Origin of the sequence: Laceyella sediminis (assembly GCF_003003125.1) — a bacterium.
Lineage (GTDB): Bacteria > Bacillota > Bacilli > Thermoactinomycetales > Thermoactinomycetaceae > Laceyella > Laceyella tengchongensis.
On the sequence record NZ_PVTZ01000005.1, the window covers coordinates 18908 to 39268 of the forward strand.

General features: G+C 51.8%; 25 protein-coding genes and 1 riboswitch. Of the genes, 9 read left to right on the forward strand and 16 right to left on the reverse strand.

Annotation, left to right across the window (positions count from 1 at the left end):
* Window positions 1-53 precede the first annotated feature (53 nt).
* The 6 genes from CLV36_RS07455 to CLV36_RS17225 form a co-directional block, all read right to left on the reverse strand.
* Window positions 54-1481 (reverse strand): RtcB family protein, encoded by a 1428-nt coding sequence (locus tag CLV36_RS07455; RefSeq protein ID WP_106342230.1) that lies wholly within the window; start codon window positions 1479-1481, stop codon window positions 54-56.
* Window positions 1482-1801: 320 nt separating this feature from the next.
* Complete coding sequence (gene queF, locus CLV36_RS07460; protein ID WP_022736973.1) at window positions 1802-2290, reverse strand: preQ(1) synthase; 489 nt, start codon at window positions 2288-2290, stop codon at window positions 1802-1804.
* 12 nt (window positions 2291-2302) lie between these two features.
* Window positions 2303-2689: a 6-pyruvoyl trahydropterin synthase family protein gene (locus CLV36_RS07465; RefSeq protein WP_022736974.1), complete on the reverse strand. Its 387-nt coding sequence runs from the start codon at window positions 2687-2689 to the stop codon at window positions 2303-2305.
* 5 nt (window positions 2690-2694) lie between these two features.
* Entirely contained in the window at window positions 2695-3384 is a 690-nt protein-coding gene (queC, locus tag CLV36_RS07470; RefSeq protein ID WP_054096270.1) for a 7-cyano-7-deazaguanine synthase QueC, read from the reverse strand.
* 6 nt (window positions 3385-3390) lie between these two features.
* The gene (locus CLV36_RS07475; protein WP_106342360.1) at window positions 3391-4065 is read right to left on the reverse strand and encodes a 7-carboxy-7-deazaguanine synthase QueE; all 675 of its coding nucleotides are present in this window, start codon (window positions 4063-4065) and stop codon (window positions 3391-3393) included.
* 220 nt (window positions 4066-4285) lie between these two features.
* A complete protein-coding gene (locus CLV36_RS17225) occupies window positions 4286-4450 on the reverse strand; it encodes a hypothetical protein (protein ID WP_181352881.1) in 165 nt (54 codons plus the stop codon).
* Between the two features lie 101 nt (window positions 4451-4551).
* On the opposite strand from CLV36_RS17225, the gene CLV36_RS17640 reads away from it, so the two are divergent.
* The 3 genes from CLV36_RS17640 to CLV36_RS07490 are packed head-to-tail and all read left to right on the forward strand — an operon-like array spanning window position 4552 to window position 5399.
* Window positions 4552-4848 carry a pyridoxamine 5'-phosphate oxidase family protein gene (locus CLV36_RS17640; protein WP_245888315.1) on the forward strand — a complete coding sequence of 99 codons (297 nt, stop codon included), beginning with the start codon at window positions 4552-4554 and terminating at the stop codon, window positions 4846-4848.
* Between the two features lie 6 nt (window positions 4849-4854).
* Window positions 4855-5163, forward strand: coding sequence for a hypothetical protein (locus CLV36_RS17645; protein WP_245888316.1), 309 nt, complete (start codon window positions 4855-4857; stop codon window positions 5161-5163).
* Window positions 5164-5219: 56 nt separating this feature from the next.
* The gene (locus CLV36_RS07490; RefSeq protein ID WP_102993248.1) at window positions 5220-5399 is read left to right on the forward strand and encodes a hypothetical protein; all 180 of its coding nucleotides are present in this window, start codon (window positions 5220-5222) and stop codon (window positions 5397-5399) included.
* 83 nt (window positions 5400-5482) lie between these two features.
* Here CLV36_RS07490 and CLV36_RS07495 read toward each other — a convergent pair whose 3' ends face one another.
* Both CLV36_RS07495 and CLV36_RS07500 read right to left on the reverse strand, forming a co-directional pair.
* Entirely contained in the window at window positions 5483-5833 is a 351-nt protein-coding gene (locus tag CLV36_RS07495) for a hypothetical protein (RefSeq protein WP_106342232.1), read from the reverse strand.
* A gap of 132 nt (window positions 5834-5965) precedes the next feature.
* Complete coding sequence (locus CLV36_RS07500; protein WP_106342233.1) at window positions 5966-6715, reverse strand: IclR family transcriptional regulator; 750 nt, start codon at window positions 6713-6715, stop codon at window positions 5966-5968.
* 324 nt (window positions 6716-7039) lie between these two features.
* Between CLV36_RS07500 and acnA the strand changes: the two genes are divergently transcribed.
* Entirely contained in the window at window positions 7040-9763 is a 2724-nt protein-coding gene (gene acnA / locus CLV36_RS07505; protein WP_022736982.1) for an aconitate hydratase AcnA, read from the forward strand.
* 124 nt (window positions 9764-9887) lie between these two features.
* Window positions 9888-10562, forward strand: coding sequence for a site-2 protease family protein (locus tag CLV36_RS07510; RefSeq protein WP_106342234.1), 675 nt, complete (start codon window positions 9888-9890; stop codon window positions 10560-10562).
* 136 nt (window positions 10563-10698) lie between these two features.
* On the opposite strand, the gene CLV36_RS07515 is transcribed toward CLV36_RS07510, so the two are convergent.
* A complete protein-coding gene (locus CLV36_RS07515; protein WP_106342235.1) occupies window positions 10699-11184 on the reverse strand; it encodes a GNAT family N-acetyltransferase in 486 nt (161 codons plus the stop codon).
* An 18-nt stretch (window positions 11185-11202) separates the two neighbouring features.
* Window positions 11203-12009 carry an ABC transporter ATP-binding protein gene (locus CLV36_RS07520; RefSeq protein ID WP_106342236.1) on the reverse strand — a complete coding sequence of 269 codons (807 nt, stop codon included), beginning with the start codon at window positions 12007-12009 and terminating at the stop codon, window positions 11203-11205.
* Window positions 12010-12246: 237 nt separating this feature from the next.
* A riboswitch (TPP riboswitch) is annotated at window positions 12247-12360 on the forward strand.
* A 289-nt stretch (window positions 12361-12649) separates the two neighbouring features.
* Between CLV36_RS07520 and thiC the strand changes: the two genes are divergently transcribed.
* A complete protein-coding gene (gene thiC / locus CLV36_RS07525; RefSeq protein WP_106342237.1) occupies window positions 12650-14398 on the forward strand; it encodes a phosphomethylpyrimidine synthase ThiC in 1749 nt (582 codons plus the stop codon).
* Window positions 14399-14427: 29 nt separating this feature from the next.
* Here thiC and thpR read toward each other — a convergent pair whose 3' ends face one another.
* Together thpR and tpx are read right to left on the reverse strand one after the other, a co-directional pair.
* On the reverse strand, window positions 14428-15021 hold the full coding sequence (gene thpR / locus CLV36_RS07530; RefSeq protein ID WP_054096266.1) for an RNA 2',3'-cyclic phosphodiesterase: 594 nt from the start codon (window positions 15019-15021) through the stop codon (window positions 14428-14430).
* 69 nt (window positions 15022-15090) lie between these two features.
* Window positions 15091-15612 carry a thiol peroxidase gene (tpx, locus tag CLV36_RS07535; RefSeq protein WP_022736989.1) on the reverse strand — a complete coding sequence of 174 codons (522 nt, stop codon included), beginning with the start codon at window positions 15610-15612 and terminating at the stop codon, window positions 15091-15093.
* 215 nt (window positions 15613-15827) lie between these two features.
* On the opposite strand from tpx, the gene CLV36_RS16970 reads away from it, so the two are divergent.
* Window positions 15828-16139 carry a hypothetical protein gene (locus CLV36_RS16970; protein WP_022736990.1) on the forward strand — a complete coding sequence of 104 codons (312 nt, stop codon included), beginning with the start codon at window positions 15828-15830 and terminating at the stop codon, window positions 16137-16139.
* A 79-nt stretch (window positions 16140-16218) separates the two neighbouring features.
* Window positions 16219-16797 (forward strand): YdcF family protein, encoded by a 579-nt coding sequence (locus CLV36_RS07540; RefSeq protein ID WP_181352883.1) that lies wholly within the window; start codon window positions 16219-16221, stop codon window positions 16795-16797.
* Window positions 16798-16837: 40 nt separating this feature from the next.
* Here CLV36_RS07540 and CLV36_RS07545 read toward each other — a convergent pair whose 3' ends face one another.
* Window positions 16838-17239, reverse strand: coding sequence for a DUF309 domain-containing protein (locus tag CLV36_RS07545; RefSeq protein ID WP_106342239.1), 402 nt, complete (start codon window positions 17237-17239; stop codon window positions 16838-16840).
* A gap of 102 nt (window positions 17240-17341) precedes the next feature.
* Between CLV36_RS07545 and CLV36_RS07550 the strand changes: the two genes are divergently transcribed.
* On the forward strand, window positions 17342-17572 hold the full coding sequence (locus CLV36_RS07550) for a DUF1128 domain-containing protein (RefSeq protein ID WP_102993256.1): 231 nt from the start codon (window positions 17342-17344) through the stop codon (window positions 17570-17572).
* Between the two features lie 96 nt (window positions 17573-17668).
* On the opposite strand, the gene CLV36_RS07555 is transcribed toward CLV36_RS07550, so the two are convergent.
* The 3 genes from CLV36_RS07555 to lpdA form a co-directional block, all read right to left on the reverse strand.
* Window positions 17669-18061, reverse strand: coding sequence for an acyl-CoA thioesterase (locus tag CLV36_RS07555; protein ID WP_106342240.1), 393 nt, complete (start codon window positions 18059-18061; stop codon window positions 17669-17671).
* 26 nt (window positions 18062-18087) lie between these two features.
* The gene (locus CLV36_RS07560) at window positions 18088-18555 is read right to left on the reverse strand and encodes a hypothetical protein (RefSeq protein WP_106342241.1); all 468 of its coding nucleotides are present in this window, start codon (window positions 18553-18555) and stop codon (window positions 18088-18090) included.
* A gap of 383 nt (window positions 18556-18938) precedes the next feature.
* Complete coding sequence (gene lpdA / locus CLV36_RS07565) at window positions 18939-20360, reverse strand: dihydrolipoyl dehydrogenase (protein WP_106342242.1); 1422 nt, start codon at window positions 20358-20360, stop codon at window positions 18939-18941.
* Between the last annotated feature and the right edge of the window lies 1 nt (window position 20361).

The following is a 20361-nucleotide window of genomic DNA, read 5'->3' on the forward strand; positions in this document are numbered from 1 at the left end:
AGTCACTTGCTCTTCCCTCCTTTGCCCTTATTGTATCCCATCCCAGCTGGAACTTAAATCCCTTTGATCACTGCCATGGGATGACATTTGGCCACGACCGAAGCTAAACCTGCGCCAACGACGGAATCGATGATTTGATCTACATCTTTGTACGCCTGCGGGCATTCATCCAAGATGTCGCGCAACGTGCGTTGATTCACCATAATCTCCTCTTCCGTACCTACTCTCATCGACTGGGCAAATTGGTCGACCGTAACCACCTGTTTGGTCGCTTTGCGTGAGCGGACACGGCCCGCTCCATGGCAAATCGAATAGAAATTCTTTTCACCCGCTTTTTCTCCGACCATAATGTAAGAAGCCGTTCCCATCGACCCGGGTATGAGTGCAGGATGACCCGTCTCTTTGTACGGTTTGGCGTTGAGGAAATGACCGGCCGGCAAAGCGCGGGTCGTCCCCTTGCGATGTACCAGCATCGCTCTGTTGCGATGAAACTCTTGCAAGGCATAATTGTGCATCAAGTCATACAGAACCGGCATCTCAAGTGCGGAGCCAAACACATCTTTCAAACCTTGACGCACACCAAACGCGATCATGTGACGGTTGACGACTGCATAATTCAAAGCCGAATACATCAGGTTGATGTAGCGTTGCCCCTCAGCGCTCTGGATCGGTGCGTATACCAAGGTAGGATCAGGATTTTCAATTCCCCATAAATCCATCGCGTTGCGGAAGTCGCGGGTGTACTGTTTCCCCATCATCCCACCCCAGGCACGAGAACCGGAATGGATCATCACCACCACTTGCCCATCAAACATCCCCCACTTGGCGGCGATGTCACGCTTCGCTTCATTGATTTCCAAGGTTTGAATTTCGACGAAATGGTTGCCGCCCCCTAATGTCCCAATCGTTTGCCAAGCGCGTGCCCACACCTTGTCCGAGACGTCGGACAAGTAATCTTTGTCAAACTTGAACTTGGCATGTTCCACATGGGTGAGGGATCTGCTTTTTTTCGACGGCTTTTCGTCGGGGATGTAGGAGACCGGCAGGCCTTCAATCCCCTCGGTTACCACTTTTTCCACCTCTATATCGCTATAGGACGAAGATTGCCGTTCGTTGACGGGTACGTATTTCTCGATCGACTCAATCATTTCACGCCGCAACGACTTCGACTGGATGTCGGCCTTGGTGAGCGGTGTCAGATGCACCCTCATGCCGCAACCGATATCGGACCCGACGATGGACGGAGAGACAAATCCATCCTTCATGTTCCAGACCGCCGTTGTTCCGATGCACGTGCCCACCCCCACGTGGGCATCGGGGGTGTAGCTCATATAGACATTGCGCGGAATGCGCAAATTGTTATCGGCCATGTCGTAGACGCGTTGTTCCAAGGATGCGAATACTTCATCATTGGCAAACACATGTAATGTACCGTGCGCCAATGACAGTTCACGATGATTGTTTCCATGATCTTTAATCATACCTTTTCCCCTTTGCACCCGTTGCCGCTACGACCAGGCGGGGGAGAAATCCCTGAGCCCTGCTTGGTACGTAAGGGGCAACCGGTGATTTGAATAATTATACGAGAGCTTTTGTAAAGAACGATATTTTCCGATGATTTTTTTAAAAGTAAAATGGCCGGCGAGTCAAAAAAATTTTTTTTCAAAAACTACGATTGCCTATGAAGAACGTCCACATGTTCCCCTCTGATTTTCCACGCATATCCACTTTTGAAACGTCTAAAGCAAAAACAAAATCACACAAAAACCCCCGGAGCTGGCTCGCTCCGAGGGTGACATCCTCACCGGTTATCCACGCGTTCAGGATAGAGATCATGTTGCGCCAATCGCTGTTCGGCGATCCGTTCCCACCGCGTCCCCGGTTTGCCGTAATTGGCATACGGATCGATGCTGATCCCGCCGCGCGGCAGGAATTTTCCCCACACCTCGATATATTTGGGGTCCATTTTCTCGATCAAGTCTTTCATGATCGTCACGATGCAATTTTCATGAAAGTCTCCATGGTTGCGATAACTGAATAGATACAGCTTAAGCGATTTGCTTTCAACCAATTTCTGGTCCGGCACGTAACTAATATAAATCGTGGCGAAATCCGGCTGGTTGGTAATGGGGCACAAGCTGGTGAATTCCGGGCAATTGAATTTCACGAAATAATCCGTGCCCGGATGCTTGTTGTCGAAGGTTTCCAACACATCCGGATTGTATTGGAACACATAATCGGTTTTAGCGCCGAGGGCATGGAGCTGGAGCTCCTGTCGCTTCTCACTCATCTAGTTGCCTCCTTACACCCGTTCATAACGGGCAAACGCTTCATTGGTTTCTTCTACTTCCACCCATTTCACAATGGGGCGGTTTGATTTTTGCTCGCATAATTCTTCAATCGCTAAAAAGAACACTTCCGCCACTTTCTCCGTGGTCGGGGCATGTCCCCCTTGCGCGGGGTCAAACTCAGGGAATTCATTTAACAGATGATGATCATATTTCTTCTCGATGGCGTGTTTCACTTGACGAAAGTCGATCAACATCTGCTGTTCATCCAATTGCGTCCCTTCTACGCAAAAAGTGATTTTGTAATTGTGCCCGTGCAATCGATCGCATTTGCCCGCACCAGGCACGCGGTGGGCGCAAGAAATCCAAAAGTGCTTGACCAACGTATATTTCCCAGGCATGATTCTCACCCGATCTTTGTTTTATATGGGATAGGATCTTGTACGCCGTTCTCCTTGAAGCCCTTCAATCGCAAGAGACAGCTGTCACACTCCCCGCAAGCCTCCGCTTCCCCTTGGTAGCAGGAGGTGGTCAATTCATATGGGACGCCCAGTTCCAGGCCCCGCGCGATGATTTCACCTTTGGTCAGCGAAATGAGCGGCGTCGCGATCCGCAATTTCGCATCCGAGGTGACGCCCAGCTTAGTGGCCAGGTTAATGGTTTCTTCCATCGATTTGATGAATTCCGGACGGCAATCGGGATAGCCGCTATAATCGACGGCCGTGACGCCGGTGTACAGCACTTGCGCACCGATCACTTCCGCATAAGCCGTCGCCAACGACAAGAAGATCAAATTGCGGGCAGGCACATAGGTGGACGGAATCCCCTCACCCACTCCCTCCGTGGGCACTTCCATCGCCGTGTCGGTCAGGCTACTTCCGCCGATCTGGCCGAGGAAGGAAACATCCACCACCTTGTGGCGTTCTGCCACCCCATAGTGCGCCGCAACTTTGCGGGCATGCTCCACTTCCTTGTCATGGCGTTGGTTGTAATGAAACGTGATGGGGTACAGCTCATACCCTTCTGCCAAGGCTATCCCCATGCAAGTGGTGCTGTCTAACCCTCCGCTCAACACGATGACCGCTTTTTTGCTCATTCCTGCTCACACTCCTCTAGCATTTGGGTCCCAAATCACTTTATGCAATTGCAAATTCAACTTCACATGCGTCAAACGCTCTGCTAACATCCGCTCTACCAAGCGAGCCGGCGGCATGCTCTCCCACACCGGGCTGAACAGTGGGACGCCCCGTTCTATCCGCTGTCTCACCACTTCAACCGCCACGTCAAAATCCGTATCGTCGGCGATCACAAACTTCACTTCGTCCGTATCGCGCAAAAAAGTGAAGTTCTCTTCGATCATCTTGTCCTGTTCCCCGCTGGCTGGCAGTTTATAGTCGAGGACAAACCGCACCTTTTGCCCCCATTCGGGATTGGCTTCCCGCCAGGCATGAAACGGAGCCAAATGAATGGCGCCATTGGTCTCAATGTGGATGTCCGCCACTTCTTCCAGCTGCGCCAACGCCTCAATGAGCAAAAGCGATTTCTCCCCGTGGATGAGCGGCTCCCCGCCCGTCAAGCAAATACGGGGGTGACCGTACCTTTTCACTTCTGCCACAATCTCAGCGATGGTAGCAAAAAACTCCGGCTTAGCCGGCGCATAACTGTAAGGCGTATCACACCACGTACAGCGCAGGTTGCAGTTGAACACCCGCACAAACGTCGTCGGATACCCAGCCTGTGTCCCTTCCCCCTCTACGGTCTCAAACAATTCCACCATAGGGATTTTCACTTCATCTATCGTTTGATGCGCTTGTGGCACGAATGCACCTCTTCTCTTTTACAACAAAATGGGGCAACACCCTGCGGTCGCCGCTATGAAAAACATCTACTAGCCATGCTAGCAAAAGGGCTTCCCTCTTAGCAATAGGAAGATGATTGGCAATGCCAAAAAAGAAAAACAGCGGGCCGTAGCGATCTCTCGTCATACATTAAGCAAACTATACCACTTGCTTCAACACGCGAGCGATCTCTTCCTCCGGTGGTGTGGAAATACCGGACAGGAGAAACATCCCTGGCACACGGGTAGCCGCTCGGATGCGCTCCAACAGTTGAAATCGATTTTGCTCGCGCCTGGGGGAAACGAGCGGCACATGAACCGACAATCGCGGATTAACCACCGTACCATGGCGGGGGGCGGCTGATGATCCAATCTTCCTCTTGCAAGATGCGGTAGGCTTTTTGCACCGCTAGAGGAGGAAAGCACATGAATCCCAATCGGTCTACTTGCCCCTTTCACGCGTTGCTCAACAAAGAAACAAGCCGCCCGATCCGCCGCAAAACCAAACGTTTGCATGACGAAGAGCGGGTGCGGCAACTTCTTCATTCCACCCGCGTCGGCTATCTGGGCCTCGTCGATGCGGAAGGGACGTATGTCGTTCCGCTCAACTATGTCTGGTATCAAGATGCGATTTATTTTCATGGAAGCGAAATCGGTCGGAAGGCGGATGCGCTAAGCACCGCCGCCGGCCCGCTCTGTTTCACCGTAGCCCAAGAGTACTGAACCATCGTGTCCACCGTCCCGGCCAAGACCGGCACGTCTTACACCAGCGTCATGTTGTTTGGAAACGTTGCTCCCGGCATCGATCTCGCCAAAGCCACCGCGGCGCTGAATGCCATGCTAGCCAAATACGTGCCGGGGTATTTCCCAACTCCCTTGCGTGAAGCCCATGTGGAAAGATACCGTTCGACCATGGGTAGCAAAACCATCGTCTACCGCCTCGTACCAGACAAAATCATAGCCAAGCAAGACGTCGCAGAACCGGAAGCGCTTTTCTACGGCGGTCGTACCCAGCGAGATGACCTGAAAAAATCTTGACCGGCTTGGCTAACTGCCCACTTCCTTGTCCAGACTGAAAAAGAGGAGGGAGTCAGGTGGAAAAAACGACCGATGATATGTATACATGGACTTTTACCGCCGATGAGGCTGAAGTGATCAAGTTCGCCTTGGACCAAACTTACAAACAACTAAAAGACCATCGTGATGAATGGCACCAGCAACAGTGCCAGCGCATAAAGCAATTACTGTTAAACCGGTTTGAAGCCGAGCTGTAACGATGATAGGAACGCCGCTTTGCCAGGCGTTCTTCTTTTATTTTTACGTGGAATCGCGCCATGCCCATGGCTATCTTCCTCAGTCAATCGTCGTTGTCATGCTTGCGCTTTTTTTTATTCTCATCTTTATCGTGCTTGTCGTCATCCTCAAGATCATCGCTAGCCGACGTCCCTTTTGCGTCGATATCCGACTGGGAAGCGGGTGGATCAGAAACAGCCGGTTTTGCTTTGCCGTCATCCATCCCTTTGGCCGCTAGCAACGCGATAATGAAAATACCAAGAAACACAAAAGATGAGACATACATTTTACGGTATTTGGCCTTGCTCAAGGAAGGAAGTTTCCCATGTTTCGCTTTTTCCACTTGGGACCTGTACAAAGTGAAAAGAAAAGTGAAGATAAATCCCAAAAAGCATCCCATCGCCGCCACTTTCATAACGCCATGTTCCCCTTTCCCTTTTGCTCTCTAGTTTTTATATCACAATCGAAGCGCCTCTCTTCCCATTTTTCACGAACCCTCACCACACTGTCACAAGTGCGTGAGGCCCCTTTGTGTTTTTAAGGGGCCTCACGCACGCACCAACTTGCCCATCCGCTGGGCTGACTCTTTGAGACGGGGAACACACTGCACCATTTTTTTGACATTCATGCGGGAAACAGGGCCGGACACCGCCAGCGCCGCCACCAATCTCCCTTGCCGTGAAAATACAGGCACACTGACCGCCGCGGTGCCCGCTTCCCGCTCTTCAACACTGATGGCGTAGCCGTCGTCGTGGATGCGCTGCAATTGTTCCAAATACACTTCCTTGTTGACGCTGTCGGGCCAATCGGGATCGGCCAGCAACTCCTGTAGCTCTTCCTCGCTGGCGTAAGCCATCAGCACTTTGCTGGAAGCCCCCACATACAATGGCAACCGCGCCCCGACCGGCGCCACGCGGCGAATGGCTTGTTTGCTCTCGATCGCCTGGACGCGGACTCGCTCTTTGCCGATACGGTAATACAGGCTAACCGTTTCATCCAACTCATCTCGCAACCGTTCCATCTCCGGTAAAAACAGAACGGCCGGCTCGTCTGATTGGTTGAGGCTAGTGGCTAGTTCCCACACGCGGAAACCGAGCTGATACTTGTCCGTCTCCGAATCCCGCTTCACAAACCCCTTACCTTCCAGCGTCGCCAGCAAGCGAAATACTGTGCTTTTATTCAATCCGGTACGCTCGGCGATCTCCATCATGCCCAGGCTCCCTTCATCCACAAAGCAGAGAAGGATATCCAAAGCTCGTTCCGCCGCGCGCACGGTTGACTTTTTCTCATCACTCACCGTTTACCCCTCCGGTTTCACTCTACGAAACAACTTTTCACCCATTATACCAAAAACGCGGGATAAACCTACAAGCATGTTTAAGACCGCAAACAATCTCCTCAAACGGGCAGGATAATTGCGAAAACCCTTGTCAATACTGCATTCCGACCTTCTGAAAATAAAGGCCGCTCGTCGCTTGCACAAAGATTCCGGGATTTTTCAATGAAAGCACTCTATACAACTTTTCAAAACCGTTGTATAATGAAAGCGAATTTAGAAACTGAGTTTCACTAGATGAAACTCGCCTGCATCATTTTGCGTTCGCTAAAAGGAGGTTCCACGATGACAAACGACCTGTTTCACGTTCGTTCCAAACTGAAAGTCGGGGAGCAAGAGTATGTTTACTATCGTCTGAACGGATTGGAAGAGCAAGGAATCGGCCCTGTCTCCCGCTTGCCTTTCTCCATCAAAGTGTTGCTGGAAGCGGCCGTGCGTCAATACGACGGCAAAGCTGTAACCAAAGAGCACATCGAACAATTGGCCACTTGGGCTGACAAGCGCTCCGACAAGGAGATCGCATTTAAGCCTGCCCGCATCGTATTGCAAGACTTCACCGGTGTTCCGGCCGTGGTGGACTTGGCCGCGCTCCGTTCGGCTATGGCGCGCGTCGGCGGCGACCCAGAACGCATTAATCCGCTTATTCCCGTTGACCTGGTGATCGACCACTCTGTCATGGTTGACAAAGCGGGAACCCAAGACGCACTTGAGTACAACATGAATTTGGAGTTTGAGCGCAACGAAGAACGTTACCGCCTGCTCAGATGGGCAGCTGAATCTCTTGACAACTTCCGTGCCGTACCGCCGGCAACCGGGATCGTGCATCAGGTCAACTTGGAATACTTGGCCAATGTAGCAGCTACCCGCGAAGTCGACGGTGAAACTGTCGTTTTCCCTGATTCCCTTGTCGGAACCGACTCCCATACGACAATGATCAACGGCTTGGGCGTCGTCGGTTGGGGTGTAGGCGGAATCGAAGCAGAAGCTTGTATGTTGGGGCAACCGCTGTACTTCATCACTCCGGAAGTCATCGGTTTCAAACTGACCGGACAATTGCCAGATGGTGCCACCGCCACTGACTTGGCACTCACAGTAACCGAAATGCTGCGTAAAAAAGGAGTCGTTGGTAAGTTTGTCGAGTTCTACGGACCGGGACTTTCCAATCTCAGCCTAGCAGACCGGGCCACCGTCGCTAACATGGCTCCTGAGTATGGTGCGACCATCGGCTTCTTCCCCGTCGATGACGAAGCGTTGAACTACCTCCGCAACACCGGCCGGGATGAAGAATTGGTCACCTTGGTGAAAGAATATTACCAAGCGCAAGGCTTGTTCCGCACCGACGATACGCCAGACCCAGTCTTCACCGACACCGTGGAACTGGATCTCAGTACCGTCGTCCCCAGCTTGTCTGGACCAAAACGCCCGCAAGACCGCATTGAACTTACCGCTATGAAAGAAGCTTGGAATGAAACATTGCGCAAGCCTATCGATCAACGCGGCTTCGGCTTGAGCGAAGAAGAATGCGCCAAATCAGCGCAAGTCAGCCTGCCGGACGGTTCCACCTATCAATTGGATCAAGGCGCAGTTGTGATCGCTGCGATCACCAGCTGTACCAACACCTCCAACCCGTCCGTAATGGTCGGCGCCGGCTTGGTGGCGAAAAAAGCGGTTGAAAAAGGACTCACTGTTAAACCATTCGTCAAAAGCAGTTTGACACCTGGTTCCAAAGTGGTAACCGATTACCTCGATAAGGCCGGTTTGATCGAACCATTGGCCAAATTGGGCTTCACTGTCGCTGGTTACGGTTGCGCCACTTGCATCGGCAACAGCGGCCCGCTGTCTGATGAAGTGAGCAAAGCGATTGAAGAAAACGACTTAACTGTGGCATCGGTCCTGTCCGGAAACCGGAACTTTGAAGGACGGATTCATCCGCTGGTCAAAGCCAACTATCTGGCATCCCCACCACTGGTAGTTGCTTACGCGCTCGCGGGAACGGTCAACATCGACTTCGCTACGGAGCCCATCGGCCACAATGACGCGGGTGAAGCCATCTATCTGAAAGACATCTGGCCAAGTTCGCACGAGATCAGTCAAGTGATGAACTCCGCTATCAGCGCCGAGCAGTTCCGCAAACAATACGCGCAAGTCTTTGACGCCAACGAACGTTGGAACCAGTTGCCAACCCCCAAAGGCGTGCTGTATGAATGGGATCAAGATTCAACTTATATCCAAGAGCCCCCATTCTTTGTCGACATGTCCGCCGATGTGGAAGAAATCAAGCCGATCACGGGTGCGCACATCCTGGCGCTGCTCAACGATTCCGTGACCACCGACCATATTTCTCCCGCCGGCAGCATCGCACCGACCAGCCCAGCTGGACGCTACTTGCAAGATAAAGGCGTGGCCATCAAAGATTTCAACTCGTACGGTTCCCGTCGCGGTAATGACCGGGTAATGACACGCGGAACCTTCGCCAACATCCGCATTCGCAACCAAATGGTACCGGGGTCGGAAGGTGGCGTAACCAAACACGTGCCATCCCAACAAGTCATGTCCATCTACGATGCAGCGATGGAGTACAAAAAGTCAGGCACGCCATTGGTCGTGATCGCGGGCAAAGAATACGGTACTGGCTCTTCCCGTGACTGGGCCGCCAAAGGTACCAACTTGCTCGGGGTAAAAGCCGTCATCGCGGAAAGCTTTGAGCGGATCCACCGCAGCAACCTCGTCGGCATGGGCGTGTTGCCGTTGCAGTTTGCCAACGGAGCTAACTGGCAATCGCTCGGCCTTGACGGCACAGAGAAAATCGATATCGCCGGCTTGAACGACGAAGTGACTCCGGGTCAAACGCTCACCGTGACCGCAACCAAACCGGATGGCTCTTCCGTCCAATTTGATGTGACTGTGCGCCTGGACAGTGTTGTGGATATTGAGTACTACCGCAATGGAGGCATTTTGCAAACGGTATTGCGCCAAATCCTGGCCAACCAAGAAGGAAGCAAAGCGTAACCATGGAGATTCGCGATCCATTTGGGAATCGCGTTGAGATGATACAAATGCTATGATAAAAGCAGTGCCAACATGGCACTGCTTTTTTCTATATGCAATCCATTTGAGATGACAGGTGATAACCATGGATTTTTTGTCTTATTTCTCAGCCACGCTCAATCAATTGCCGTTTTTGCTGACAGCGGTATTGATCGGGTTAACCGTGCATGAGTTCGCTCACGCTTTTGTAGCGACCCGCTTCGGGGACCCAACCCCCCGAAACGATGGACGCCTAACTCTGAATCCAGCCGCCCATCTCGACCTGATGGGAACCTTATTCTTTATCTTCTTCCATTTTGGTTGGGCTAGGCCCGTCTTGGTCGACCGCCGTCACTTTCGTCGACCGCGACTATACAGCATTCTCGTCACCTTTGCAGGCCCATTCAGCAATCTTCTTGTCGCCTTGGTCACCATGGCGCTCTGGATGGTAGCCACCGCCGCGGGCTTAATGGAAGGGATGTCTTCTCAAGCCGGTTATATCGTCAACACCCTGTTCGGCACCATTGTCCATATCAATGTGTTGTTGTTCTTCTTTAATCTATACCCGTTCCCACCGCTGGATGGCTATCGCATCGTGGAAGACTTGGTCTCTCCCCGCCTACGAGCCAAGATGGGACAATATGAACAGTGGGGCATCTTTGTATTCCTTATCTTGGCCATCACACCGCTAGGTCAATTTGTCTTCGGACCTATGTTCAACTATGCGATCCCCATGACCATCGAGGCGATGAGTAGTCTCCTCTCATTCCTGTTCACGTGAATAACCTTCGCTATGGAAATCCGGATTGCTTTCTAAAAAAACCTTGTGCGAGACAAGTCTCCAGTCAAAAAGGCAACCCTCCTCCCTTCACGCACACCGTCAAGAGGGGGCGTTGCCAACCCTTGCATATTCACCGTCACCATGCCTTCGCCAACTCTAACTCATCGCGTAAAGGAATTCCATGGTGCCCGATGACCGGAATGGTCGGCTTCAGCCGGCGTGCGGCATCAACAGCCCCTGGAAAGAGGCGCACCAACCGATAGCCCCGCTTTTGATAAAAAGCAAGCGCATGTAGATTGTCATTGGTAGTGATCAGGTACAGGCGCGTCGTCCCCATGGCTTTCACTTCCTGCTCAGCGCGCGCCAGCAAAGCCCCACCGATGCCTTGACCTTCCCGCAAGGCATTGAGACTCATCAGTTCGGCATCTTGTTCATCCATGCGCCAAGTGACCGCTCCCACGGGTTCCCCGCCACTGTAGGCGATCACTGCCTGTACATCCGCCAAAGCGGTGCTGCGGCCGCGGGTGATCATCGTTGTTCCGCCCCATTCCTTTTGCCATAACGCTTCCAGCCACTGTCTTTCCTCATCCGTCTCTGCCAGCCTTAATTCCAATTCTGCCATGCTGATTCCCTCATCCCATTATCGTTCTTGTTGATAGGAAAAAGTCTGCATCGTCCGATACCATGCACTAACCGTGCCTTCCTTAACACCAGCAGTCAGCCATTTGCGCTTGCCGTGACGCCGGCATTGCCCACATTCCATCAAAATCAATTGATCAGCCAGTTCAGCCAAGGCCATATCCCGTTCTGTGGCGATCAGCGTAATCCGGCCTTTGGACGGGTACCGCAACTCTTGCCACAACAAAGCCCGCCCCAATGGGTCCAACCCCTCTGTAGGCTCGTCCAAAATCCATATGCGCGGCTTGCCGATCAATCCGTGCGCCAATAAAAAGCGCTTCAGCGCCCCACCGCGCAGTTGGTACAACGGTGTATGGCGCACACCGGCCAATCCCCAACGCGTCAGCAATTCCATCGCCCGTTTGCGAGACCGCAACACTCGCTTGCTCCGCGCTTGCAAGATCAGCGACTGTTCCACGGTCATATCATTGTCAAGTTGCTTAGCATGCGGAATATAGCTAATGATTTGTTTGAGCGGCGACACACTGGATATTCCCGATGCCATCAAGCATCCCCGCGACCATTCCACCGTTTCTTTGTCCGTCAGTTGATACAGCACATTGCCGTCATCCGGCACCATCACTGTCGCCGTCACCCGGAGCAAAGTGGACTTGCCCGCTCCCCGTGGCCCTAGAACCACTGTGATCCCTTCACTGACTGATGCTGAAAAATCAAGTAAGCCGATGTTCTTCATTTGGTTCCGAGCTGGGCGGGTCCGCGCATCAGATATTTCATAACATTTTCTGATATGAGACCATTCAATCCGCATGATTCACCCATCCCTTCCTAACCCAATTACGCTGAAATTCCATGTATGATTGTGTATGTTAATGTTCTAATCTCAGAATAAATTTCACTCTCCAACTACTTACAATTTAAGTATAGCTTGATAAAATCAGGCACCAACCCGCTTTTTTCGCAAAATAATGACAAATATGTGAACGGCATACCTATTCTTTGTTGACAGAAAATTATTGTCATGATACTTTAATTCTGGACACCTTCATATGTGAAAGACGGGAGCTTGGAGTAAGCCAGGCTGAGAGGGCGGAGCACTCTGCCGCCGACCGGTTAACCTGATCTGGGTAATGCCAGCGTAGGGATGGGTTGGAACCGCTTCATTGTGGGAACCTTGTCGGACAAGACCGCTTGTCGACGGATTTTCTGCTATGATGCGCTCCTTCACACTTTGACCATTCAAGTCATACGCGCTGGGCGTATGGCTTTTTCTATGCACACATACACACCACCGCATTCTCCTCACGGCGCATCGACTCGCCGCACATATCGGTTGCGCTTGCACGCGCCGCCATTTCCAATCGCCCCCCGACCATCGCCTCCGTTTGCCCCTGCGCGCCAAACTCCTGTCCATATGACCGTCCGAACAAGAGCGCAAGGAGTGTTGTGATATGGAACGATATTTTTTTCCAAATAGCCGCAAGGTATATGTGCCCGGTTCACGCCCGGACATTCAGGTGCCCATGCGGGAGATCCAATTGTCTCCGACCACCCATGCTCAGGGAGAAACCCCAAATGAACCGGTGCGCGTCTACGATACCAGCGGCCCGTACACCGATCCAGACGCTTCGATCAATTTGGAGCAAGGTTTGCCCAAACTGCGGCGGCAATGGATTCTGGAACGCGGGGATGTGGAGGAATACGAAGGCCGCAAGGTGCAACCGATCGACAATGGGTTCAAATCAGAGGAAAAAGCGAATCTCTTCCGCACCTTTCCCCAAACGGGTTCACGCCCATTGCGCGCGCGCCCTGGCCGAAGCGTAACCCAGATGCATTACGCGCGTAAGGGCATCATCACGCCGGAAATGGAATTCATCGCTATCCGTGAAAATGTGACGCCTGAATTCGTTCGGGAAGAAGTGGCCAGCGGACGCGCAATCATTCCGAGCAACATCAACCATCCAGAAGCGGAACCGATGATTATCGGCAAAAATTTTCACGTCAAAATCAATGCAAACATCGGTAACTCCGCCGTAACTTCTTCCATTGAAGAAGAAGTGGAAAAAATGACTTGGGCTACCCTTTGGGGTGCTGACACGATCATGGATCTGTCCACAGGGAAAAACATCCACAACACCCGGGAATGGATCATCCGCAACTCACCCGTACCAGTGGGCACCGTGCCTATTTACCAAGCACTTGAAAAAGCGGGTGGCGATCCGGCCAAGCTCACTTGGGAAATGTACCGCGACACGCTGATTGAACAAGCCGAGCAAGGTGTTGACTATTTCACCATTCATGCGGGTGTATTGTTGCGATACATTCCGCTCACTGCCAACCGTACAACAGGTATTGTGTCTCGCGGCGGTTCGATTATGGCAGCTTGGTGTCTCGCCCATCACCAAGAAAACTTCTTGTACACGCATTTCCGGGAAATCTGCGAGATCCTGCGGAGCTATGATATTTCCGTTTCTCTCGGAGATGGATTGCGTCCTGGATCGATTGCAGATGCCAATGATGAAGCGCAGATGGCTGAACTGTATACCCTGGGCGAACTAACCAAGATCGCTTGGGAATACGATGTGCAAGTGATGATTGAAGGGCCTGGCCACGTGCCGATGCATAAAATCAAAGAAAACGTGGACATTCAACAAGAAGTGTGCCAAGAAGCTCCCTTCTACACCCTAGGCCCATTGACGACCGACATCGCGCCAGGCTACGACCACATCACTTCAGCCATCGGCGCGGCAATGATCGGTTGGTTCGGGACAGCCATGCTTTGTTATGTCACCCCGAAAGAGCATCTGGGGTTACCTAATAAAGAAGACGTCAAAGAAGGGGTAATCGCGTACAAAATCGCCGCTCATGCCGCCGATCTGGCGAAAGGCCACCCTGGCGCCCAAAAACGGGACGATGCCTTGTCCAAAGCGCGGTTTGAGTTCCGCTGGCGCGACCAGTTCAACCTCTCTCTCGATCCCGTACGGGCGCAGGAATACCATGATGAAACCTTGCCAGCGGAACCGGCCAAGACGGCCCATTTCTGCTCCATGTGCGGCCCCAAGTTCTGCAGCATGCGGATTACGCAAGATATTCGCGAATATGCCGAGCAAAACGGGTTAAGTATGGCCGAAGCAGCGGAAGTAGGCTTGAAGGAAAAAGCGGAGGAATTTAAAGAGAAAGGTTCCTCTTTATACCAGTAACCCTGCCAACAACAAAGAAGAAACGCTGATCACGGCGTTTCTTCTTTTTTATGTTCAAATGGATACCAGCCGATTGCCTCATACATGGGAATGCGACCCAAGTGGGAGCGGTACAAGACCACGCCCTCTACCAACCAAGGCTCTTCAATCTCTGGCGACAAGCTTATTTCGTTCAGGCGATCATAGGGAAACCGACTTTGTCGGTATTTACGGGCCAAGGTGATGTGTGGGCGGTATGGACGATCATCGGGCTTAAAGCCGAGTGGACGCATTCTAGCTGTCACCAGCGATTGCAGAGCATGCAAGCGCTCCAGCTCACCTGTTGCACCTACCCATAAAATGTGGGGGCGATCTGGACGCCCAAACGTTCCGATCCCCTCCATTGCCAGCCGAAACGGAACCGTTTCCCGTGCCAACAGCGTTAACGCTTCTTTGACTTGATTTAGTTGCTGCGCAGCAACATTCCCCAAAAACTGAAGGGTGAGATGATAATCCGCCTCGTGCACCCATTTGGTAAACGGCCATTCTTCCTTCTTTTCGTATACCCACGCCTTCAATCCGGCTCGTTGTGCCGCCGGGATGGGCAAAGCCACAAAATACCGCTCAGTGGATGCTTCCTTCATCGCTCTTCCCTCCTGTTTAAAAACAAAGCCCAGCTATGCGGGTAGCTGGACTTTGGGTGCATATGTAGATTATGCATTTAATGCTTTTTTAGCCGCCAACACAGGCGCCTCATAATCAGGATGGTTGGTCACTTCTGGTACATACTCCACATAAACGATCTGATCGTTGCGGTCAACGACAAATACCGCGCGAGCCAACAGGCGCAGTTCTTTAATCGCTACACCATATGCGGTACCAAAAGAGAGGTCGCGATGGTCAGACAGGGTTTGGACGTTTTCCACTCCAGCCGCACCGCACCAACGCTTTTGGGCAAATGGCAAATCAACGCTGACGGTCAGCACTTTTACCCCATCCAATTTGGCGGCTTCTTCATTGAAACGGCGTGTTTGCATATCGCACACGCCCGTGTCCACAGAGGGAACGACGCTGATGATGCGCACAGAACCCTTGCTGCTGTCCAGCGTCACCGGGCTCAGATCATTGGCCAACACCGTGAAGTCCGGCGCTTTGTCACCCACTTTTAATTCCGGTCCCAACAGGGTCACCGGGTTTCCTTTAAAGGTCACTGCTGCTTGGCGTTCAATCGTCATGGTATATAGCCTCCTTTTTTTTGGCTCGTCTCCATCTTACCATGAGGCCGAGATCAGGAAAATCCCCCACCCAGGCGGATAAGCCCACCCCACTTGAATTCATCTACAGGATACCCACTTTTCCTTTGAACATGCCTATTGCGCCCCCATTTTTCATTCTTCTTCATCCATGCTATAGTGACAAAGAAAATGATCTAAAGGGGAGCGATACCGGAATGAATATCCAAGTGAGTGAATTGGCATTGGCAAAGATGAAATGGCTGATCTGGCAAGAACAAAGCACGGCGCCGCTGGCGTTCCGGGTCATTTCCCTGACCTCGGGTTGCGGTGCACCAACGTTTGCCTTGGAAATGACCGAACCCACACCTGCCTTTCACACCAAACGCATCGACGGCGTCCTGTTCGCATGGTTGCCGCAAGACGCCAAGTGGATGGATGGCTTGGTCATTGACCTCAATCGGGAAAACGGCAAATTTTCCATTTATCATCCCCACCCTTCATTCATGTCTTCGTGCCCATTTGAATGAAATAAATAGAAAGGGAAGCGGCCTAGTCAACGGATCGCTATTCCCCGTCAACAGATGTCAAATAGGAGTGGATAAAAAGATGCTGGCCAATAAATGGATGATCAGCGGAGCGATTACGCTCATCGTCTTACTCATCCCATTTTGCACTTTGTGGAACCTCGTCTCGCGTTATGACCATGCAGAACCTAGTGCAGAGCATCACCGCATCGCCATTGTCCTAGGAGCCGCCCTTTGGGATCAACAGCCCAGCCCCGCCCTCAAAGAACGGTTGAACCTGGCACTTCGCTTGTACAAAGAAAAACGGGTGGATTATCTCTTGCTATCTGGAGGATTGGGCGTGGGCGGGATCACTGAGGCGGAAGGCATGAAGCGTTACCTAATCGCACGCGGAGTGCACGCTGACCACCTCATATTGGAAGACCGATCTAACAACACCAAGGAAAACTTGAAGTACGCCGCCGAATTACTGAAACAATCAAATGGGGAAAAAGTCGCCCTCATCACCCACGATTACCACATGTACCGAGCCCTCAATTATGCACGGCAAGCGGGGGTGCGCGCCACTCCTGCACCGGTTCATTCCCAAGTGCTGTTCACACCTTACCACAAAGCGCGTGAATGCCTGGCCTTAATTAAGCAGAAACTGCTGCGGATGTGAGCTTGGCGCGGGTTCCACCCCCGCGTTTTTCCACATTCCGTCACTCGCCTTCCTCCGCCATGGAGCGTTGTCTTACTGCGGTCCACAACCTCTCATCAACGATGCGGATTTGCATCGTACCACATGTGTCAGGACGTCCTTCTTTGATTGCCGCCAACCGCGCTTCGGTCTCTTTTATCACCCCGGCCATATCAATTCCCATCCACTCCGGCTCAGGGTACGCCGCCAGCTTTTCCAGCGCCGCCGTCCACAACTTAACCGCCCCTCCCAAATTTCCGTTGCGTTGGTGGTACAAACCGACAGCCACTTGCAACAACCCTTGGTAAAAACGTTCCCGTCCTTCCTCTAGCCAAAGCTCTTCCAACACTTCATGACACTCATAATAATCTTGTTCCACGTTAAAATAATAAAGAAAATCAACATACAATCGCGGATAAGCCATCTGTTCACCTCTCGTGGGAGCAACCACCAATTGCTCCTATGTTTTTGCCCACGCTTCCGCTAGAATAGATAATAAGCGAACGACAGAAAGGATGGCGTCTACGTGAATTTGGAAACAGCCACGCGCGAAAATCTCGAACACATCGTTAAGGAGATCAAAGACAGCCTGAAAATCGTCAACGCCGCAATCATCACCGCGGATGACTTTAAGCTGGAACAATACGAGGAATTGCTAGACATCTATCGCATGATTGAAAAAAAACAGGGCCGTTTAACCATGATGGAAATCGAAGGCGTCTTGGACGAATTGCGAGATCTCAAACAAAACGGATAGCCCTGCTTTTCACACCATTGGCGCGCGAGCCGTTAAGAAAAGCCCCTCTCCAACCGCTGACCGGTTTGGGAGAGGGGTTTATTTCATCTATTTCATTTAGGCAAAGCATTGCGCCAAGGCATCCGGCAACGGCACTGCCTTACGCTCTTTCAAGTCGATGGTGCAACTGATCACTTCCGCATCAGCAACCAATTCTTCACGCTCATTCACAATCTCGTGCTTCAGCACAAAGCTGGTGCGCCCTTTGCGGATCGGCTCAGTGCTGACAGTCAGTTTCTGGCCCAACCGCGCCTCTTTTCGATAATTGATGTTGATGTTGACCGTGACCGTGCCCACGTTCTGCTCCGACAAAAGATCAAAGGGCAAGCCCGCCCGGTTGTACCAATCTTCCCGGCTCCACTCCATGTATTCCAGGTATTTGGCATTGTTCACATGCCCCATCACATCAATCTCCGTTGGACGAACTTCGATTTGAATCGCCGTTTTCATATCGCATGCCTCCGCTTTCTCGCTTCTCACTCGTAGCCGGCCTGTTCCAACGCATCCAGCAAATCAAGCAATTCCACCCATCCTTGCCGGTCGCGATGGGCACCCATCTTTTCCGTCAGGTGTTCTTGGTTCCACAAAAAAGCCCGCAAAGTGAAAATGTTCATTTCCAACCCCACTTCATGGTACTCCTCATGGAAACAAGCCTCAAATAGGCCGGCCAACTCCGCATACGCATCATGCGGAGCCAGACGCTCCAAGTAGAAAGCCATTCGAATCTTGCGCCAACCATGCAGTAGCCGTTGCTTCAAAAAGCTTTGCCGATAGCGCGACCATTCTCCATGCAACAACATGTCCGTCTCAGGTTGGTGGTCTGCGATTTCATTGATGATGTGAAAAACGGTATGCATTTGGTCAGGATTTAATTCCATTGTGCTGATGGATTGTACTTTAATATTCAACTTCTTCAACGATGGAATCAATTCCCTCATTTTCATTATGGATGCCCCCTATAATAAGACCGAAAACCATGTCACCATTTGCTTCATCTCTTTGCGAATGAAATGTGCGGCTGCCAAGTCGGCCCCGGATGAATGAAAATGACAAATGCAAGGGACGCCGACAGCAACCGCTTTATTCGCCCTGTCTTTTTGCCTCAATATCCGCTTCGCTTATTCGTTCCGATGTATTCGTTGTTTTCGTTGATTTGCGTTAAGTTAAAACGAACAGGGAGGCTGAATTTTTTCCCTGTTCAATTTATTATTATATCTGAAAACCTTTCCAATAAGAGGAACGGGGGATTATTTTTAAATTTTCGTCAAATGTGCAAAGGAAAAAGCCCCCAAGACGGGTTGGGGGCTTGGTTTGGCGCGTGTGTGTGTTACTTCTTGTTCACCATATGAATAGCGTGTCCCAACACACCTTCCGCCGCTTCCATGATCGTCTCTGGCAGAGTCGGATGAGCATGGATGGTCATTGCGATGTCTTCGGCGTTTGCACCCATCTCCACCGCAAACACAGCCTCGCCGATCAAAGTGGACGCTTCTGGACCGACAATTTGCACACCCAAGACTTGCTTGGTTTCTTTGTCCGCCACGATTTGCACGAAGCCGTCCGCATGGTTCATGGACAGAGCCCGACCGTTAGCCGCAAAGGCGAAACGGCTTACCACCGGATCATACCCTTCCTCCTTGGCTTGTGCCTCGGTGAGACCGGTATAAGCGATTTCCGGATCGCTGAAAATGACAAACGGCATCGCTTGATAATCGATCACGCTGTTCATTCCGCACATCACTTCCGCCGCGATTTTCGCTTCATAGCTCGCTTTGTGAGCCAACAGCGCGCCACCTGCGCAATCGCCAATCGCGTAAATGTGCTCTACGTTAGTGCGGCATTGTTTGTCGATTTTGATGAAGCCGCGTTCGTCCGTCTCTACTCCCGCGAATTCCAAACCTAATTCATCGGTGTTGGGTTTGCGGCCGACGGCAACCAAGCAATAGTCAGCAGAGAATGTTTTTTCTTCTCCATTTACGGTTGCGCGGACAACAACTTCGTCACCAGTGTTTTCCCCACCTTGCACCATCGCTTCGGTGATCACGGTAACACCCAGCTTTTTCAGCTTGCGGGTAACCATTTTGGTCAAGGCTTCATCCGTGCCAGGCAACAACGATTTGGTTCCTTCCAGAATCGTTACCTCTGCGCCAAGTTTGGCATAAGCGGTACCCAGCTCCAAACCGATGTAGCCGCCACCCACCACGATAAAGCGTTTTGGCACTTCTTGCAGGTTGAGCGCTTCGGTGGAGGAAAGAATCCGCTTGCCGTCAAAAGGCAGGATTTTCAGTTCGGCTGGACGGGAACCGGTAGCGATGATCACATCATTAAACTTGTATGTTTGGCTAGCATCTTCGCTCACCACGCGCAGGGAGTTAGGTCCGCTGAAATAAGCTTCCCCGCTGATGATCTCCACTCCGTTGCCTTTGAGCAGGCTGTTCACGCCGCCGGTCAATTTTTTGACCACGCCGTTTTTCCACTCGATCAATTTCGGCATGTTGACGTTGACGTCGCCGGACACCTCAATGCCCATCTCACCTGCTTCTTTGATCCCCATATACCGCTCAGACGCGGAAATGATCGCTTTGGAAGGGATACAACCGCGGTTGAGGCAAACGCCGCCAACCGTATCTTTATCTACAATCGCTACGGAACGTCCCAGCTGGGCCGCACGAATGGCCGCAACATATCCTCCTGGGCCGGAACCGATGACGAGAACATCCACTTCTTGTGCCAAATCACCTACTACCATC

What these genes read in the sequence shown, in the direction of transcription:
- CLV36_RS07455 (WP_106342230.1), bottom strand. Translation starts at nt 1,481, where the DNA reads ATGATTAAAGATCATGGAAACAATCATCGTGAACTGTCATTGGCGCAC.
- queF (WP_022736973.1), bottom strand. Translation starts at nt 2,290, where the DNA reads ATGAGTGAGAAGCGACAGGAGCTCCAGCTCCATGCCCTCGGCGCTAAA.
- CLV36_RS07465 (WP_022736974.1), bottom strand. Translation starts at nt 2,689, where the DNA reads ATGCCTGGGAAATATACGTTGGTCAAGCACTTTTGGATTTCTTGCGCC.
- queC (WP_054096270.1), bottom strand. Translation starts at nt 3,384, where the DNA reads ATGAGCAAAAAAGCGGTCATCGTGTTGAGCGGAGGGTTAGACAGCACC.
- CLV36_RS07475 (WP_106342360.1), bottom strand. Translation starts at nt 4,065, where the DNA reads ATGGTGGAATTGTTTGAGACCGTAGAGGGGGAAGGGACACAGGCTGGG.
- CLV36_RS17640 (WP_245888315.1), top strand. Translation starts at nt 4,552, where the DNA reads ATGAATCCCAATCGGTCTACTTGCCCCTTTCACGCGTTGCTCAACAAA.
- CLV36_RS07495 (WP_106342232.1), bottom strand. Translation starts at nt 5,833, where the DNA reads ATGAAAGTGGCGGCGATGGGATGCTTTTTGGGATTTATCTTCACTTTT.
- acnA (WP_022736982.1), top strand. Translation starts at nt 7,040, where the DNA reads ATGACAAACGACCTGTTTCACGTTCGTTCCAAACTGAAAGTCGGGGAG.
- CLV36_RS07510 (WP_106342234.1), top strand. Translation starts at nt 9,888, where the DNA reads ATGGATTTTTTGTCTTATTTCTCAGCCACGCTCAATCAATTGCCGTTT.
- CLV36_RS07515 (WP_106342235.1), bottom strand. Translation starts at nt 11,184, where the DNA reads ATGGCAGAATTGGAATTAAGGCTGGCAGAGACGGATGAGGAAAGACAG.
- CLV36_RS07520 (WP_106342236.1), bottom strand. Translation starts at nt 12,009, where the DNA reads ATGCGGATTGAATGGTCTCATATCAGAAAATGTTATGAAATATCTGAT.
- thiC (WP_106342237.1), top strand. Translation starts at nt 12,650, where the DNA reads ATGGAACGATATTTTTTTCCAAATAGCCGCAAGGTATATGTGCCCGGT.
- thpR (WP_054096266.1), bottom strand. Translation starts at nt 15,021, where the DNA reads ATGAAGGAAGCATCCACTGAGCGGTATTTTGTGGCTTTGCCCATCCCG.
- tpx (WP_022736989.1), bottom strand. Translation starts at nt 15,612, where the DNA reads ATGACGATTGAACGCCAAGCAGCAGTGACCTTTAAAGGAAACCCGGTG.
- CLV36_RS16970 (WP_022736990.1), top strand. Translation starts at nt 15,828, where the DNA reads ATGAATATCCAAGTGAGTGAATTGGCATTGGCAAAGATGAAATGGCTG.
- CLV36_RS07540 (WP_181352883.1), top strand. Translation starts at nt 16,219, where the DNA reads ATGCTGGCCAATAAATGGATGATCAGCGGAGCGATTACGCTCATCGTC.
- CLV36_RS07545 (WP_106342239.1), bottom strand. Translation starts at nt 17,239, where the DNA reads ATGGCTTATCCGCGATTGTATGTTGATTTTCTTTATTATTTTAACGTG.
- CLV36_RS07555 (WP_106342240.1), bottom strand. Translation starts at nt 18,061, where the DNA reads ATGAAAACGGCGATTCAAATCGAAGTTCGTCCAACGGAGATTGATGTG.
- CLV36_RS07560 (WP_106342241.1), bottom strand. Translation starts at nt 18,555, where the DNA reads ATGAAAATGAGGGAATTGATTCCATCGTTGAAGAAGTTGAATATTAAA.
- lpdA (WP_106342242.1), bottom strand. Translation starts at nt 20,360, where the DNA reads ATGGTAGTAGGTGATTTGGCACAAGAAGTGGATGTTCTCGTCATCGGT.